Origin of the sequence: Streptomyces sp. NBC_00400 (assembly GCF_036048035.1) — a bacterium.
GTDB lineage: Bacteria > Actinomycetota > Actinomycetes > Streptomycetales > Streptomycetaceae > Streptomyces.
On sequence record NZ_CP107940.1, the window covers coordinates 4,931,077 to 4,945,430 of the forward strand.

Below are 14,354 nucleotides of genomic sequence, written 5' to 3' on the forward strand. Positions count from 1 at the left end.
AACTTGCGCACCTACCGCCACCACATAGCCGGCACGGAGACCACCATCCACGCCGTGGAGACCCAGGAGGACGGGCAAGAGGCCGTCCAGTGGCTCAAGCGCCACAACCCGCGGTCCCTGGCGCTGGACACCGAGACCTCTGGGCTGAACATCTACAGCCCAGACCACCAGCTCCGGACAGTCCAGTTCGGCACCGGTGACACAGCCTGGGTCATCCCTGTGGAACGCGGCCCCTACTTCCAGGCCCTGGCGCGTGAAGTCGTCATCAAGGCCCCAGAGCTGTTGATCCACAACGCGGCCTATGACCTCCTGGTACTGGATCGCCACGGCATCGCGCCTCTGGAGGAACTAGCGCCGAAGGTCGTAGACACCAAGATCCTGGCTCACCTGTGTGACTCCCGGCAGGACTATGAGGGCGGCGTGGGAATCAGCCTCAAGCCCCTGGCCGCCCACTACGTGGACCAGACCGCCCCAGACACACAGGCCGGCCTGAAGCGCGCGTTCCGCGCCTACGGCCTCACAGAACACACGGGATGGTCTGGAATCCCGTATGAGGACGAGACCTACCAGCGATACGCGGGGCTGGACGTACTGATCACCTTCCGCCTTCATCCAAAGCTGAATGCGGAGATGCACCGGCTGACCATCCCGGATCGACTCGTGGAGTTCGAACACCGCTTGATGGCGATATGCGCGCGAATGCAGCGCACTGGAATGCGCCTGGACGTGGAGTACACCCGCGGCCTCGTGGACCGCCTGGAGCGGGACGCCGAACACCACGCCCGCCGTGCCGCCCGCTATGGGGTGCAGAACGTCAACAGCACCGCGCAAGTAGCCAGTGCTCTGGTGGGGATGGGGGAGACGCTAACGGAGGTCACGGCATCGGGTGCCCTTCGCGTGGACAAGGCCGTTCTCCTGGACCTGGCGGACCTGGACGACCAATGGAACCCACGCGCTAGCCGGCGGCCAAATCCGTTGGCTGACGCGGTTCTCCACGCCAAGCGGGCTTCGCGCTGGCGCACGTCGTACGCACTGGCCATGCTGGAAGGGCGCGACGCCAACGACCGAGTACACCCCAGTATCAACACGCTCGGAGCCCGCACCGCACGCGCCAGCGTCTCCGGCCCGCCGTTGCAGCAGCTCCCCTCTAGGGACTGGACGATCCGCCGCGCGATCATCGCTGGGTCAGGACATGCGTACTTCTCCGTGGATCAGTCCAGTGTGGAACTCGTGGTGCTGGCGGCCCTGTCTCAGGAGCCGCGTATGTGCGCCGCGATCAAGGAGGGCCGTAACCTCCACGACTTCACAGCGATGCTGATGTTTGGTGATCAATTCACCAAGGCTCAGCGCAATTTGGCCAAGGTGGCAGGTCTCGGCACGAGCTACCAGGGCGGGCCGGCCGCCCTGGCCCGGCAGACCGGCCTAGCGGTGGCCGTCATGCGGGACACACTGGACCGGTACGCGCGGGCCTACCCAGGTATCAAGCGATGGGCTCGCGCCATGCAGCGTCACGCGCTCGCCAATGGATGCGAGGTGCGCACCCCTTCGGGGCGCCGGCTCGTGCTGGACCGGGACAAGGTGTTCCGCGTCGTTGCGTATCTGTGTCAGTCCACCGCCCGGGACACCATGGGGCAGGCTCTTTTGGACCTGGACGACAAGGGGCTGACTGCTCATCTCAACCTCTGGGTGCACGATGAGGTGCTAGGTACAGCGCCGACGGCGGATGCTGCTGGTATCGCAAATGAAGTTGCGGAAACAGTGCGGATGTCGCTGTTCGGTGTCCCGATCGATGCGGGAGCAGACGTGTACGGGCCCACATGGGCGGGTGGGTACGGTCTGCCTGAGGAGTGGCGAGTTCCGGCAGGCAAGACCGATGCGGTCAGCGCCAAGCTCGTCTGAGCTGAGCCAGCGCCGCCAGGGCTCCACCCTTGAGGGTCCGGCCCTTTCAGGGGTCTTCCAGCTCGTCCGGGAAGAAAAAGCGCTCCGTCTCGCCTTCGCCCCGGTTCCATCGCTGCACCCACAGGCCGGCCCGGATGGATTTTTCAAGGTACGCGTTGCATTCGTCGCAAGCCTGTTGGGACATGTGCGGATCACGGATGAACCACACGAACTCCCCCGGCCGGTCCCGAGGGAGGCAGACAAGAACTTCAGGGAAGGCGTCGGCCGGAAGGATCTCAAACCGGACCTTGAGCAACGTATGCTCGCTGGGCTCCGTGCTCTCGTCTGCTCCCCACCGTGTCGCCCAGAGGCCGTTGCGGAAGATGTGCCGACTGACAACGTTCAATTGCTCACAGAGCTTTTCACTGGCGTCACCTGGGCGAAAGGTTGCCACTATGAGGCCGGGCTCTTCAGACACGAACAGCGCCCGACCAGCGGGCACTTTGCCATCCCGGTCGACCTCGTAGCGCACCTCTGCCGCGTATATCTCCGGCTCTGTCATCTCTCTATACCCCCGTACGGCGTGAGTGGGTCATGGATCATCGCATGTGTTTTTGATCTTCGCGACAGGTAACCGCGGCGTGTCGCCATGTGCCGATCCGCTGCTAGGTCGGGTGGGAGGCGAAACGCTCACGGAGCGTCGCGCCTCCCCAGGCTTCCCCACGCTTCGATCATCGCCTGGACTTTGGCTCTGTCCTCTTCGGACAGCTCCCAGTAGTGATGGACGAGGGTGCGCGTCTCGCCATCGTCGCTCCACGCGGTCTCGATGCCCATGTACTGAACGCCGGCAGCCTCCTGAACAAGCCTTAACGGGAGGTCAAGCCCCTTGGCCAGGGCGCGAAGCTTCGGCAGATCGGGCGCCTTGATCGTCTTGGTCTCAAGGTTGCCAAGGGTGGCGTGCGTCCACATCGATCCGGCGTCAGGGTCCTGGGGATCGACGCAGCGCGAGGCGAGTTCGCGCAGGGTCAGGCCCAGCTGTGCCCGCCGCGTACGCACGAGATCGGACAGATCCTTCCTTGATGCCTCAGTCATCGTTCCTCACTTCCGATCACTACGGACGCGAGACCACCTCGCACCCTGGTTTGCCTAACCTTAGTAACGCGTTCTAGACAGCTTGTCTAGGTTTTCTCCAAGCCGGCACCACTCCACCTTGGGTTACTGGCCAAATTTTGACCCACTGTATAAAAACATAGACACGGGTGACGTGACGTGCGACGCTCCAGTCTAAGTTCTTAGACAGATCGGCGAGGAGGTCTGACATGGTGCGTGACTTGGTGCGGTCTGCTGAGCGTGGGAGCCACTCACGCCTGTGGGCAGTCGTGCGGCACTACCGAAGCTCATCCCGTAAGGCCAAGCTCTCCGGCGTCGCTCGGGGGCAAGCGACGAAGGTGTTCGCCTATCTGGCGACGCTGCGCGGAGACTCCGCCACCAAGAAGGCTGCGGACCCCACGGCAGTCCGTAACGCGTCGCTGTGTGACCACGCCACCCTTGAGGGCCGTGACGCCCGGTGCGCGTTGTCGAACCTCTCCGCCAGCCTGGCGGAGTACACCGTCCAGGGTTGAGCCCCGGACGGAATCGTTAGCGTGCGCACGCTAACCAACTAGCCGCTTAGCGGCTTTGAAGCCCCGCCCGGTCTCCATTGACCGGGCGGGGCTTTTCCGTCTCTTGAGGCACCACGGCCCCGCGTTCGCGGCCCCGTGGCACGCGCTTCCTCTCTGACGCCAGTACGGCCCACCACCCCGGGGCCCCGCGTCGATCCCACGCAGTCATGTGCTGTCCGGAACATGTTCCGGACCCCTTAGAAGACGGGATCTTTGCGCCCTTCGATTCGAACGTTTCTTCGAATCACTCGGGATCGGGCTGGCCCGTAACCGCCCCCAGACAACGCCGGCAAGCGCCGCGCGGGGCGGCCCTTTCGCCCAGGAGATCCCACCTTGCTTTCCCACGCCTTGATTTGTGCTGCCCAAAACCAGGACGCGGACGCAGTAGCGGCCGTTCTGGAGGCCGCAGAGCCCTACGTCCGAGAGGCCGCCGCCCGCCATGTGGGGACGGCGGCCGTGTCGTCTGCCGGCCACGCTGACCTCTTCGAGGAGCTGTGCCAGGAGGGCCGGCTTGCAGCCCTGGAAGCGCTGGGCACCTACCGGCCCGACAAGGGCGCGCAGTACACCACGCACGCATACCGCCGCATCCACATGCGCATCTACGAAGCCGCCAACGGAGGCGCGGACAACGGCGCTACCGCCGATCAACGCGCCACTTTCCTGCGTTGCCTGGGTGTGGTCGGGGGCGACTGGGAGGCCGCCGAATACCTGTGCACGGTCCTGCCGGGGGACGGGCACCGCATGTCGGCGGAGACCGCCGGCCACGTTCGCCGTGTCATGCAAGGAACGGACTCGCTGGACGCACCGGCCGGGGTACGCGGAGCGGAAGGAGAAACGATTCCCCTCGTGGAGTCCCTGGCCGACCCCTACCGCCTGGGCCTGCCGGACGACCTGATAGAGGCCCGGGACCTGGACAGGCACCAGCGTGCCCAGCGAATTGCCCTGGCGCATGCCCTGTTGGCCACCGTGGACGACCGCAAGGCGCAAGTCCTCCGCCTCACCTACGGGATAGCCCCGGACCCGCACCTGGCGAACGAGGACGGCAGCCCGGACAACGCGGCGATAGCCGAAGTGATGGGCATCGACCGGGCCAACACGGTGGCCGTGATGCGCACCCGCACTCTTGCCAAGCTCCGGGCCGTGGCCGAACGCGTCTCGGAGGAGCTGGAGGACGAAGCGGCGTGACGCCGGCTGCCCGCCGCCGGCTCACGGCCCAGCGTCGGCCCGTGCGCAGCGTGCCTGACCTGTCCCCGCGAGCCGCGCGCAGGCGGCGCCGGCCCCGGCCTGATCCATACGACCGCGCGGAGATCCTGGCCCGCTGGGGCGGGTGCTGCTACTGCGACGGCCCCGCGGAGGAGCTGGACCACGTGGTCCCCCTTGCTCACGGCGGGCCAGACCTGGCGGCCAACCTCGTGGCCGCCTGCCGTGAATGCAATTCCACCAAACACGCCAAGTCGCTTGCCGAATGGGCGGCAGAGCGTTGAACGGAGTGCCCAAATGCAGCCCCGAAACCTGACCCCGGAAGACGCTGCCCTCATGGGCCTGCCGGTCCTGGACCACGGCGGTACCCGCCAGTGGGATTCCGCAGACCATGAATCGGTATCCCTGGGGGCCCTCTTTCTCACGACGGATGAGGAGGAGGAACACGACCTTGACGAATGGTGATCGGAATCCCGGTCACGCCATCCGCACGCCCACCAAGGAGAACGAACGTGCCTCTTCATGAGACCCGGGAACACCGCGCAGACCTCACCAGCCGCACCGGCCGGGTTCGCGCCTGGACCACTGAGAAGGAAGCCGGCTACATCTCGATAGCCGTTCCCAACGACCGATGCCAGATGACACCCGCCGACGCCCGAGCACTGGCCGCGTGGCTGAGCGCTCGGGCAGCCGAAGCGGAGACCCCGCGGCGGCGCAGCACGGGCCTGACGGAGCCAGCTACCGGCCGCCGGCCCGTGTGGTCGTGACGCTCACCAGGGCGCAGCACGGCGTAGCGAGGAACGTCAACTAGGTCCCCTTCGGGGCCATTTATGCCGGGGGCGTGGCCATGGTGCCAGACGTGCAGGCAGGCCGCCCCTACGGGCCCTAGCGGGCCCTCCGGGGTGAATTGGGGGGCGCCTTCGGCGCGTTCACCCCCAATTCAGTCTGCGCAAGCGCAGACCGCTTTTCCGGGCGCCTTCGGCGCGTTCACCGGAAAAGTCATTAGCCGGGCGCCTGCGGCGCGTTCACCGGCCAATGAGCCAGCCTTTACGCCCGGCCTCATGGACACGCCCCCGGCAACCGCGGGGGCTTAGCCCAGATGAAAGGCCGCACCATGGTCGATCTGACCAAGCACCCTCACGAGACGTGGCGCTTTAGCGATAAGCCGGAATTCCGGCCGCGTGATGGCGTCGTGTCCATCACCGTGTGGCCAAGTGCTGCCATGGCGGAACTGGACGCGGAAGAGGGACGGAAGCAGGGCTACCACACGCAGGTACGGAAGGTCTGAGGAATAATGCGCGTATTCGGAACCTGGCACGGCGGCAGCAACTACGGCTTGGGGGACGTGTTCCTGAACATGGAGTCCTGGCCGACCCTTGAGGCAGCCAAGGCTGCCCTCCAGATCCGCGCCAAGAGTGGTGGACTCCCCGTGGACGATGGCGCCCACGTTGTCGATTTCGACGAAGACGGACGCGCCACGGTCGGTCACGCACAGGGCAACGTGATTTACCCGTGCGTGGACGCGGAGGCGTCCTACCTGGACCTGTTCCCGGCCCGCCGGGACGGGGACGGCTGGACCATCGATGTGGATTACCCCATGGCCCGGATGAAGTTGGGCCCGCGAGGCGGCGTCCAGGTCGAGAACGTCTAGCGAGTGCACGCGAGGCGGGTGGCAAGGCAAGTGCCACCCGCCCCTTTTCGCGCGCCGAAATCGACAGCCCTACGGGCTGGGTCGCCCCTATGTGGCCTGCGGCCACGGCGACCAAAGCGGACGGGCCTTCGGCCCGGGGCGCCTTTCAAGCGGCCTTCGGCCGCGCGGCACCCAAAAGAACCCGCCCTCCGGGCGGGGCGCTTCGCGTCGGGCCCCTTCAAGGCGCTTCGCGCCGGGCCCGCCCCTGCGGGGCAATAGGAACCGGCCTTCGGCCGGGAACTCATTTACCTTCTTCGGGTGGCGGACCGTCTTCCTCAGGTGTCGGAGAAATTGAGAGACCAACTCGCTGTGTCAGGCTTTGTACTTCGCTCTCAGCGTCCTCAAGCTCTCGGCGGGCCCTAAGGTTTTCCGTCTTTGCCTTCCGGCGCGCGGTATCTGACTCCCAGTACTTGCGCTGGATGTTGGGCCAGAAGCCAACAATCCTATGTGGCAACGCTAGTGCCACATAGAAGGCGCCGAACGTCTGGGGGATGGGGTAATCATGGTAGAAGTTCACCAAGTCAACCCACAGGGAGCCAGATTTAACCCTTTCGATGCCAGGTCGTGGAATGTTTTCGAGGACGTTTCTTTCAACTGCGTCAAGGAGCGTGGCATCTGGTTTGTCTGGGTTTTCCACAGACTCTCTGAGTATGACTGCAACGGCGATGTGGAGATATATCGCATCCAAGTCCGCGAAGAATCGCGCCATTTCGCCGAGGTCCCGCGGCGCCGCCCGCGCGGCTACGTGAAAATACTGGATCTCGGTCATGACTTCCCCTAGCCGTGTCCCCTAAAGCGACCATAACAGCGGGCCTTGTTGCATGCTCGGTGACCACTGGCAGGGGGCTGCCTGCCGCTGGCCCCCGCCCTGCACCGGGAGCAACGCCGTCACTGGGCCGTCCTTCAAGGGGGTGACGTTCATGGATCACGCAAGCAACTAGCCCATGTGGCAACCGAGATCCCCGCCGGAGCCCCCGGTGGGGATCTCTTTGCGTCTAGGTCCGGAACATGTTCCGGCTCCACTTCACAACCCCGTACGGGGTGTGTATTGTTCTGGGTGTCGGGAGGGAACGCCTCCCGGCGACACATTGATAAATCAACAGGGGAAACGCCATGTCAGAGATCATTTCCGACCTGGAAGCACGCAAGATCTCAGCGGATTGGCACACCGGGCAGTGGAGCGCGATGTATGCGCTCACCTCCTCCGGCGCCATCACCGGTGAGATTGAGCTTGAGATTCAGGCGGAGGTCACGGAACTGACCACCGAGTCTGAGCGCACCAAGACGGGCCGCATCCGCTCCGCGGAGATCAGGCACGAGGTAGAGCGACTGCAAAACCTCCTGGCCTACCTGAGTCACCACGGAGAGCGCGGCCCGAAAGACGGGTGGTCGGGTCTGACCTGGTAACCGCGAGAGGTCCCGCCGAAGGCAAGCCGGCGGGGCCTCCCGTCCCCCTGTAGCCGGGCATCCCGGCTCTACCCAGGGAGAGGTACCGAATGGCGAAACGCTGCGACGGATTCAACGCGCTCATGCACCAGTGCCCGGAAGGCGCCACATGGATGGTCAAGCGTAGGGACATGGTCTTTGCCTGGTTCTACGCGTGCGCCGAGCACCTTGATCAGATCTGCGATGAGCAGGAGGGCATGACTGGCCAGCGGCTGGAAGTCGTCCGACAGGGCGGCTAACGGCTCCAAAGGGTTGGGCTCCCGCCACAGGCAAGGTGGCGGGAGCCCACGCTCCAGGATCGCACACAGCCAAGATCACTGGTTGACGACCTGAGGGTCAGCCCCACGTAGTCGAGAGCCCCCCGCCGTTGCTGGCGGGGGGCTCATCTGCGTTCTACGGGCCACCAAGATGGAGCTGGCGGCCCAACCCCTCCCGAACGTGCCACGAGGGCCGGGAGAGGCCGGACAGGGCCGCCAGAACGGTCAGGCAGCGCCGAACTCCCCGGCCTTGACGCCCGCCACGAAGGACGAGAACGCATCGGCGGTGAAGTCCAGAACCGGACCGGCCGGGTTCTTGGAGTCACGAACGGGGACCATGCCGCGCGAGGCGACGAGGTTTGCGGCAACCTCCACGCAGGTGCCGCCGTTGTCACTGTGGGAGGACTTGTACCAACGGGGGGATTCGGTCGTCACGGGGTGCCCTTTCGCAACTGCTCGATCATGGCCACTGACACCGCTTGGGAGAGCGCTTCGGCCTGTAATTGATGGTAAGCCGTCAGCATGGGCGTCACGGACGCGTTCTCTCGGTCTAGGTGTCCCTGGGCTTGGGACTCGGCGTAGGCGATCACGGACCGGTCTGACAGCGTCAAGACGTTGACAGGCAGGTTGAGCGTGCGGCGCTCGCCTATCTCGTACGGTGCCACCTGTAGCAGCGTGTTCGGCAGCTCGGCGAACTCAACCAGACGTGCCAACTGGGCATCCATGACGGAGCGTCCGCCAACGGGCCGACGGATGCAGCTCTCATCCATGGTCACAAACACCATGGGTGGCCGGGGCCGGACAAGTGCCGCTTGCCGTTCGGCCACGAGCGAGACGCGTTCATCGGCCTGTTCGGGCGTGATGGCACCCCGCCGCAAGGCGCTGTCCGCCAACACTCGTGCGTACTCCGGTGTCTGCAACAGGCCGGGGATGATCCCAATCTCAAACTGTCGAATCTCTACCGCCCGGCCCTCATACCCGACGTACTCCGGAAAGCCTTCCAGCAGGCTGCCGTGTTTCATCTCGCGGTACTGACGCTCGAACGTGTCCGCTGTCTCCGTGATGCCGAAGGCGCGGTCTGCGGTACGCGAGAAACGCAGGGTTGGCGGTTTCCGAGCAGTTTCAACAGCCGAAATATGCTGGCTGGAATATTCCATGATCCCGGCTAGATCTTCCTGGCCCCAACCGCGATCCTCCCTCAACCTGCGCAGACGAGCCCCGTAGGCCGCTTCCGGGCTACTTTCAGGGTCCAACTCCTTGCGGTTGACCATGACTTCCCCAACTCGTCCTTCGATTCTGATTACTTGAAGGGTTCCCGACTGTAGACCACGCTGAGCCCTCCCGGTAGTGGAAGCACTACGGAGAGGAACCGACGTGTCCCGGAACCACACTCCCAAGCCCCCTACCGCCCGGCACCGTAGTGACGTGGCCGAGCTGGACGTGCGCATGGCGGCAGGCGCAGTCTGGCGGCCCCGCCAGGAGTCGTGCGGCGAGACCTGGCTCAGTCGCTGGGCCCCGTACCCCGCCGGAATCCGACGAGGTCCGTACGCCTACCCCACGCGCACCAACCTGACGAAGGCACAGGCCGGCCTGGAGAAGGTGTTGGCAGTGATCCAACACGAGGACGCGACGAGCACACCGGCCGCCCAGGCGCCACCCGCTGAACCCGTGCCCGTGTCTGAGTGCTTGATCTGCAAGGCGGCGCGGAACCGGCGCACGTTGTGCCGGGCCCGGCAGGACGAGCAAGGCGTCCAGACGTACAACGAGGTGATTGCCAGCCACCCCCACCCCGCGACGGACCAGGGGGTGGGGTGGTGAACGCCAACGTTCCTCAAGACGCCTTTCACCCGCTCCGGTCGGCGCTGTCCGCGGGGCCGAAGTGCACATGCGGACAGCCCGAGTGCCCCGACAAGCAGACCCCCGTTGCCGATGACCCGCCGGAGCACGAGCGTGCTGCCGACGGGGACAGCGAGACCCTGACGCGCCTTCGTGAGCGGGTGCACCAGGACTACGCGCGACGGCAGCAGTACGGACCGCTGGGGAGGTCCCTGTGAGCTGTTCGAGGTGCGCGGAGCTACGCGCCGAACTGGCGGACGCAGCGCGGCGCGGCGACCAGACGAAGGCAACCGATTGTCGGGTGTTGCTTCGGCGGCATCCCAAGCACGACGGAGTTCCTGTTGAGGGGGAGGCGGAGCGATGGGGTCGGCCGTAGAGCCCGCAGACCCGTTCGCGGGCACTCCCTACGAGGGGAGCCCTGATGGGTGGTGGACGGAGTACGGGGGAGCGCTGGACGTGAAATCCGGCGTGGTCTACCTACCGCCCGGCTCGCCTCACGTGCCGTGCAAGTCACAGAAGTGCAAGCAAGGGTGCCGAGATCGAGATAGGGAGAGCACGCCGTGAAAGCCATCTACGACCGCGTTGCCGCCTGCACCGGGCCGCTTCTCATCACGATGATTAGCGGCTCATGCGGATTCGCCATCGGAGCAGCATTCCGCCTATAGACACCTGCCCCTGCCGGATGTGTCGAATGAGGTTCCCCCACCGCCTTTCGGAATCCAGGTAGGGGCGGGGCAGAAAGGAACAAGATGTCAGTTCAGGAACTCCTGAACCTGACCGCGCCTCGCGCTGGGAACGTCGATCCGGACAACTGTATTCAGTGCGCCAAGCTTCGCAAGAAGTCGGGCAAGGCGATCAAAGGTCAGGACTTGGAGGCTGTGTACGCAATCGCCGAAGCGATGACCGTGCACATGAAGTACGGGCACCCCGAGGACCATCGCAAGATCGGAAATGAACTCCCCGGGCCGAGCCCCAGGATTTCGTCTTAACACTTGAGTCAACCACAGGGAAACGCATGAGCGGGCAACAAGCGATCACGACAGCGGTCTATGTCGCGAAGGGTGGCAGCCGGTACCACGCGGTCCAAGGATGCGTGGTACTGGGTCGATGCAACGCCACACGGGTGGTTGTCGTGTCACTCAGGAAAGCCGAGAACGCGAACAGGACGCCGTGTCGCATGTGCTGCAACCGTTCTTGAAGTCTTACCTAGACCCCCGGTTGCCTGTGGCCGGGCGCGCTCCTCACGGAGGGCTACAACATCCCCCGTAATTGCCCCCGTCGCGTATCCACAGCGACGCAGAGGGGAGCGCGATGGCCACCCGAGGCTATGGGCGAACGCCTCGGGTGGCCCCAAAACTCCCGCCCCGCGACTCCTGAAGTTGCGGTCTACCGGGGCGGGTTACCAATTCCCACCGAATAGGACAGGCGCAATGGCTACGAACGAACCGTGCAACGCCAACGGTGAAGACGCCGGCGGACAGCCGCAATGCACGACGCATGATGCAACGCTGATTCGCGCATCCAGCGCCCCGGCCGGCGTCTACAAGTGCGGCACGGAATACGTCGTCAAGGAAGACGAAAGCAAGTAGCCCCAAGACTCCGCTCCTGCCCTTCCATTCCGAAATGTTCTCCCAACATTCCAGAGACGTGGCAGGAGCGGGTACAACCCCGCTCAGAGGCCAGACCGTGAGCCTCGTGACGGGAGCGGGTAGTCCGACGGCACAGGGAAGACTCTGCGCCGACAGCCTCAAGGGGAGGAAGCATGAACGCAGCACTCCAGAACAACGGTGGCGACACAACCCCGGGTGACCCCGGCCCGCAAGCCCCCCCGATCCCGGATGGCGGTCCCGGTATCCCCAACCCGCCCAAGGCCGCCTGACCCGGTGACCACCGACGCACACAAGCACGCCCCAGCCTTGGAAGCTCAAGAGGAGGAATCGTGAACGCAGTTCTTTGGAATGACGGTGGAGACAAGCTCCCCGGGGAGCCGTACCCCGGCCCGCACCCGGCACCGAGTCCCGACGGTGGCCCGGGTCAGCCGAACCCGCCCAAGGCCGTCTGAGTGACGGCCAACGCACACCAGGAGCGCCCCAGCCTTGACGGGCTGGGGCGCGTCCTCATGTCTTCCGGGGCCCTCTCCTCCGACTGGGCCCCCGCGTACGCGGCCGTTCCCCGCTCCACCGTGCTGCCAGACCTCATGTGGCCCTTTGACATGGAGGCCGGCCGGAGCGTGGCCGTGTCCAAGGCGGACGACCCAGCCAAGTGGCAGGAGTTCGCGGACTCTGACGTACCGATCGTCACCCAGTGGGACGACGGGAAGAACCCCGGCCCCGAACCCGGCCAGGTCCCGACGAGTTCCGCGTCCATGCCCTCCGTGGTGTTCCGGATGCTCCAGGACCTGGACCTCCAACCCGGCCACAAGGCCCTAGAAGTCGGCTCCGCCACAGCCTGGAATGCGTTGCTCATGGCTCACCGTGCGGGTCCGCGGTGCGTGACCACGGTCGAGGTGGACCGGACAGTGGCCACAGCCGCCATGGCGACGGTGGAGCGACTGGGAAGCTCCGTCCACGTCGTCCACGGCGACGGCTTCCAGGGCTACCCAGAGGGGGCGCCGTACGACCGCGTCATGGCTACATGCGGGCTCCGCTCCATCCCATTCGCGTGGGTGGAGCAGTGCCGGCCCGGCGGCGTCATCGTGGCCCCGTGGGGGACGAACTACAGCAACGGCGACGCGGTAGCGCGCTTGGTCGTAGCGCCGGATGGAGAGAGCGCATCCGGGAAGTTCACCGGGCCCGTGGAGTTCATGAAGCTGCGGGCGCAGCGGCTTTCGCCGGTGATCCATAAGGATTACGTCACGGGCAGCGTGGCCGACGGTGACGAGTCGTCCACGACCATCACGGAAGGGGAGTTCGTAGGGGGGCAATTCGGCCCGGAGCGGTTCGCCCTGGGCCTTCGCGTCCCGCAGTGCTGGCACTTCGTGGCGGAGAAGAGCGACGGCGCCCGGCCGGTCTGGTTCTACAGCCTCAGTGACCGGTCCTGGGCGTGTTGCATGTTCCGGGACGGGGAGACAGCGCGCGTCTGGCAATTCGGCCCCCGCCGGCTATGGGACAACGTGGAGGCCGCGTTCCGCTGGTGGGATGACCATGGCCGGCCGGACCAATCACGGTTCGGTCTGACCGTGAGCGCCGACGGTGAACGGGTGTGGCTGGACGATCCGGCTGACTCCTGGACCGTGTGACAACGCCCCGTCCGTCTGTCGCCTGTGGCAGAAGGGCGGGGCTCCCTCATGCCCCCTCGGTGGGCTATTCCTGCGGGTGCTCAGCAACGAAGGTGCCCCGACCATGCACAGTGACGATCAGGCCGCGTTCCCGCAACACACTGGTTGCCCGGCGCATCGTGACGTAGGAAGTGCCGTATTCAACGGCTAGGTCTCGTTCGGCCGGCAGGCGCACACCAGGCTTGAGGTCACCCGCAGCGATCCGCGCCGCCACGTGGTCAGCCACGGCGACGTAGAGCACCTGTGACGGCTGCGGGGCGAACTCCGGTACCTGCATAAGCCCAAGTTAGAACACGGCGGAACTCTCAAAAGCTCTGTAGAGCTATACATAGCTCTACAGAGCTATGTACGATCGTGGACACCAAAAACCCCCGCGACCTGGCCGGGTCCGGGGGCATGGCTGACAGCTATCAAGGAGCTGACAACATGCGTGACTTTACCGTGCGCCTAATCGGGCGTCTCGTCCTGGCACTCATCCCCGGACCGAACCCCCGCACAACCCTCAACAAGTGGGCGGAGCGACTGTTCCCCGCCAGGGGGAAACACCGCACCGCCCCCGCGCCGGCGCTGACACCCACTGAGACCCCGCAGCCCGTACGCCCACTGCCGGACCTCAAGAGGCCGCTCCTGGCCCGTGAGGAGGCGGAGACGCTGCCATTCCTCGATACCCTCGGCAAGGTGCGTCCCTACGTGCTCACACGCCTGCCAGCGCGTCAGGACACGGAGGATCGCGCGGCAAGGTCACACCAGTGCTGGGTCACCGCGATGGCGCTACGCGGCTTCGAGGTGGGCCCATCCACCATTCACGGCGTCCACGTCCAGCCCGGCACCCACACCGAGCGGGTAATGGTGGCGGCATGAGCGTGCGGCGCGGCTGACTCGCTGCACCCCGCCCCGTCCGGCGTCCGGACGGGGCTTCGTCGTCTCTCTGCCCTGCGTCCTCTTGCGGCCCCAGGAGATAGAGAACGCCCCCGTCGAGAGTCATCGTCGGGGGCGCGGCGCTGTGCCCATCTGCGGGTTAGCCCCCTGTACGCGCACTGCCGTGAGGGCGTGCCAGAGCCCCCAGACCTTGGAGGCCGAGGGGCTCTGGCACGCCCAGCAGGACGGAC

At 65.6% G+C, this 14,354-nt stretch carries 20 protein-coding genes; 14 read left to right on the top strand and 6 right to left on the bottom strand.

Going from position 1 to position 14,354, the window contains the following annotated elements:
• The first annotated feature begins 3 nt into the window (after positions 1–3).
• The gene (locus OHS81_RS21655; protein ID WP_328386328.1) at positions 4–1,899 is read left to right on the top strand and encodes a DNA polymerase; all 1,896 of its coding nucleotides are present in this window, start codon (positions 4–6) and stop codon (positions 1,897–1,899) included.
• Positions 1,900–1,945: 46 nt separating this feature from the next.
• Here the strand turns inward: OHS81_RS21655 and OHS81_RS21660 are convergent, their stop codons facing one another.
• Both OHS81_RS21660 and OHS81_RS21665 read right to left on the bottom strand, forming a co-directional pair.
• Positions 1,946–2,440 (bottom strand): hypothetical protein, encoded by a 495-nt coding sequence (locus tag OHS81_RS21660; RefSeq protein WP_328386329.1) that lies wholly within the window; start codon positions 2,438–2,440, stop codon positions 1,946–1,948.
• Between the two features lie 128 nt (positions 2,441–2,568).
• On the bottom strand, positions 2,569–2,970 hold the full coding sequence (locus OHS81_RS21665; protein WP_328386330.1) for a helix-turn-helix domain-containing protein: 402 nt from the start codon (positions 2,968–2,970) through the stop codon (positions 2,569–2,571).
• A gap of 227 nt (positions 2,971–3,197) precedes the next feature.
• Between OHS81_RS21665 and OHS81_RS21670 the strand changes: the two genes are divergently transcribed.
• The 6 genes from OHS81_RS21670 to OHS81_RS21690 all read left to right on the top strand — a co-directional run bounded on the left by OHS81_RS21670 (position 3,198) and on the right by OHS81_RS21690 (position 6,390).
• Positions 3,198–3,500: a hypothetical protein gene (locus OHS81_RS21670; RefSeq protein ID WP_328386331.1), complete on the top strand. Its 303-nt coding sequence runs from the start codon at positions 3,198–3,200 to the stop codon at positions 3,498–3,500.
• Positions 3,501–3,995: 495 nt separating this feature from the next.
• Positions 3,996–4,724, top strand: a complete 729-nt coding sequence (locus OHS81_RS21675; protein WP_328386332.1) for a sigma factor — start codon at positions 3,996–3,998, stop codon at positions 4,722–4,724.
• Between the two features lie 182 nt (positions 4,725–4,906).
• Complete coding sequence (locus OHS81_RS37480) at positions 4,907–5,023, top strand: HNH endonuclease (RefSeq protein WP_371127995.1); 117 nt, start codon at positions 4,907–4,909, stop codon at positions 5,021–5,023.
• Between the two features lie 13 nt (positions 5,024–5,036).
• The gene (locus OHS81_RS21680) at positions 5,037–5,204 is read left to right on the top strand and encodes a hypothetical protein (RefSeq protein WP_328386333.1); all 168 of its coding nucleotides are present in this window, start codon (positions 5,037–5,039) and stop codon (positions 5,202–5,204) included.
• A gap of 649 nt (positions 5,205–5,853) precedes the next feature.
• Positions 5,854–6,027, top strand: coding sequence for a hypothetical protein (locus tag OHS81_RS21685; protein WP_328386334.1), 174 nt, complete (start codon positions 5,854–5,856; stop codon positions 6,025–6,027).
• Positions 6,028–6,033: 6 nt separating this feature from the next.
• Complete coding sequence (locus tag OHS81_RS21690; RefSeq protein WP_328386335.1) at positions 6,034–6,390, top strand: hypothetical protein; 357 nt, start codon at positions 6,034–6,036, stop codon at positions 6,388–6,390.
• 280 nt (positions 6,391–6,670) lie between these two features.
• Here the strand turns inward: OHS81_RS21690 and OHS81_RS21695 are convergent, their stop codons facing one another.
• Positions 6,671–7,198: a hypothetical protein gene (locus OHS81_RS21695; protein ID WP_328386336.1), complete on the bottom strand. Its 528-nt coding sequence runs from the start codon at positions 7,196–7,198 to the stop codon at positions 6,671–6,673.
• A 344-nt stretch (positions 7,199–7,542) separates the two neighbouring features.
• Between OHS81_RS21695 and OHS81_RS21700 the strand changes: the two genes are divergently transcribed.
• Both OHS81_RS21700 and OHS81_RS21705 read left to right on the top strand, forming a co-directional pair.
• The gene (locus OHS81_RS21700; RefSeq protein WP_328386337.1) at positions 7,543–7,836 is read left to right on the top strand and encodes a hypothetical protein; all 294 of its coding nucleotides are present in this window, start codon (positions 7,543–7,545) and stop codon (positions 7,834–7,836) included.
• Between the two features lie 89 nt (positions 7,837–7,925).
• Positions 7,926–8,114, top strand: a complete 189-nt coding sequence (locus OHS81_RS21705) for a hypothetical protein (RefSeq protein WP_328386338.1) — start codon at positions 7,926–7,928, stop codon at positions 8,112–8,114.
• Positions 8,115–8,357: 243 nt separating this feature from the next.
• Here OHS81_RS21705 and OHS81_RS21710 read toward each other — a convergent pair whose 3' ends face one another.
• A complete protein-coding gene (locus OHS81_RS21710) occupies positions 8,358–8,567 on the bottom strand; it encodes a DUF397 domain-containing protein (RefSeq protein ID WP_328386339.1) in 210 nt (69 codons plus the stop codon).
• A complete protein-coding gene (locus OHS81_RS21715; protein WP_328386340.1) occupies positions 8,564–9,403 on the bottom strand; it encodes a helix-turn-helix domain-containing protein in 840 nt (279 codons plus the stop codon). The genes OHS81_RS21710 and OHS81_RS21715 overlap by 4 nt, the downstream gene beginning before the upstream one ends.
• Before the next feature lie 154 nt (positions 9,404–9,557).
• Here OHS81_RS21715 and OHS81_RS21720 point away from each other — a divergent pair, with 154 nt between their 5' ends.
• The 4 genes from OHS81_RS21720 to OHS81_RS21735 all read left to right on the top strand — a co-directional run bounded on the left by OHS81_RS21720 (position 9,558) and on the right by OHS81_RS21735 (position 13,206).
• Positions 9,558–9,950 carry a hypothetical protein gene (locus tag OHS81_RS21720; RefSeq protein ID WP_328386341.1) on the top strand — a complete coding sequence of 131 codons (393 nt, stop codon included), beginning with the start codon at positions 9,558–9,560 and terminating at the stop codon, positions 9,948–9,950.
• Between the two features lie 767 nt (positions 9,951–10,717).
• Positions 10,718–10,957 (top strand): hypothetical protein, encoded by a 240-nt coding sequence (locus tag OHS81_RS21725; protein WP_328386342.1) that lies wholly within the window; start codon positions 10,718–10,720, stop codon positions 10,955–10,957.
• Positions 10,958–11,398: 441 nt separating this feature from the next.
• Positions 11,399–11,557, top strand: coding sequence for a hypothetical protein (locus OHS81_RS21730; protein WP_328386343.1), 159 nt, complete (start codon positions 11,399–11,401; stop codon positions 11,555–11,557).
• Between the two features lie 530 nt (positions 11,558–12,087).
• Entirely contained in the window at positions 12,088–13,206 is a 1,119-nt protein-coding gene (locus OHS81_RS21735) for a protein-L-isoaspartate(D-aspartate) O-methyltransferase (RefSeq protein ID WP_328386344.1), read from the top strand.
• A gap of 64 nt (positions 13,207–13,270) precedes the next feature.
• Here OHS81_RS21735 and OHS81_RS21740 read toward each other — a convergent pair whose 3' ends face one another.
• Complete coding sequence (locus OHS81_RS21740; RefSeq protein WP_328386345.1) at positions 13,271–13,522, bottom strand: winged helix-turn-helix domain-containing protein; 252 nt, start codon at positions 13,520–13,522, stop codon at positions 13,271–13,273.
• Positions 13,523–13,671: 149 nt separating this feature from the next.
• Here OHS81_RS21740 and OHS81_RS21745 point away from each other — a divergent pair, with 149 nt between their 5' ends.
• Positions 13,672–14,106 (top strand): hypothetical protein, encoded by a 435-nt coding sequence (locus OHS81_RS21745; RefSeq protein ID WP_328386346.1) that lies wholly within the window; start codon positions 13,672–13,674, stop codon positions 14,104–14,106.
• Positions 14,107–14,354: the final 248 nt, after the last annotated feature.

Excerpts from the sequence above, each read along its gene's own strand:
- OHS81_RS21740 (WP_328386345.1), bottom strand. The coding sequence starts at position 13,522 with ATGCAGGTACCGGAGTTCGCCCCGCAGCCGTCACAGGTGCTCTACGTC.
- OHS81_RS21695 (WP_328386336.1), bottom strand. The coding sequence starts at position 7,198 with ATGACCGAGATCCAGTATTTTCACGTAGCCGCGCGGGCGGCGCCGCGG.
- OHS81_RS21660 (WP_328386329.1), bottom strand. The coding sequence starts at position 2,440 with ATGACAGAGCCGGAGATATACGCGGCAGAGGTGCGCTACGAGGTCGAC.
- OHS81_RS21735 (WP_328386344.1), top strand. The coding sequence starts at position 12,088 with ATGTCTTCCGGGGCCCTCTCCTCCGACTGGGCCCCCGCGTACGCGGCC.
- OHS81_RS21690 (WP_328386335.1), top strand. The coding sequence starts at position 6,034 with ATGCGCGTATTCGGAACCTGGCACGGCGGCAGCAACTACGGCTTGGGG.
- OHS81_RS21715 (WP_328386340.1), bottom strand. The coding sequence starts at position 9,403 with ATGGTCAACCGCAAGGAGTTGGACCCTGAAAGTAGCCCGGAAGCGGCC.
- OHS81_RS21705 (WP_328386338.1), top strand. The coding sequence starts at position 7,926 with ATGGCGAAACGCTGCGACGGATTCAACGCGCTCATGCACCAGTGCCCG.
- OHS81_RS21725 (WP_328386342.1), top strand. The coding sequence starts at position 10,718 with ATGTCAGTTCAGGAACTCCTGAACCTGACCGCGCCTCGCGCTGGGAAC.
- OHS81_RS21730 (WP_328386343.1), top strand. The coding sequence starts at position 11,399 with ATGGCTACGAACGAACCGTGCAACGCCAACGGTGAAGACGCCGGCGGA.
- OHS81_RS21680 (WP_328386333.1), top strand. The coding sequence starts at position 5,037 with ATGCAGCCCCGAAACCTGACCCCGGAAGACGCTGCCCTCATGGGCCTG.
- OHS81_RS21685 (WP_328386334.1), top strand. The coding sequence starts at position 5,854 with ATGGTCGATCTGACCAAGCACCCTCACGAGACGTGGCGCTTTAGCGAT.
- OHS81_RS21700 (WP_328386337.1), top strand. The coding sequence starts at position 7,543 with ATGTCAGAGATCATTTCCGACCTGGAAGCACGCAAGATCTCAGCGGAT.
- OHS81_RS21665 (WP_328386330.1), bottom strand. The coding sequence starts at position 2,970 with ATGACTGAGGCATCAAGGAAGGATCTGTCCGATCTCGTGCGTACGCGG.
- OHS81_RS21670 (WP_328386331.1), top strand. The coding sequence starts at position 3,198 with ATGGTGCGTGACTTGGTGCGGTCTGCTGAGCGTGGGAGCCACTCACGC.
- OHS81_RS21745 (WP_328386346.1), top strand. The coding sequence starts at position 13,672 with ATGCGTGACTTTACCGTGCGCCTAATCGGGCGTCTCGTCCTGGCACTC.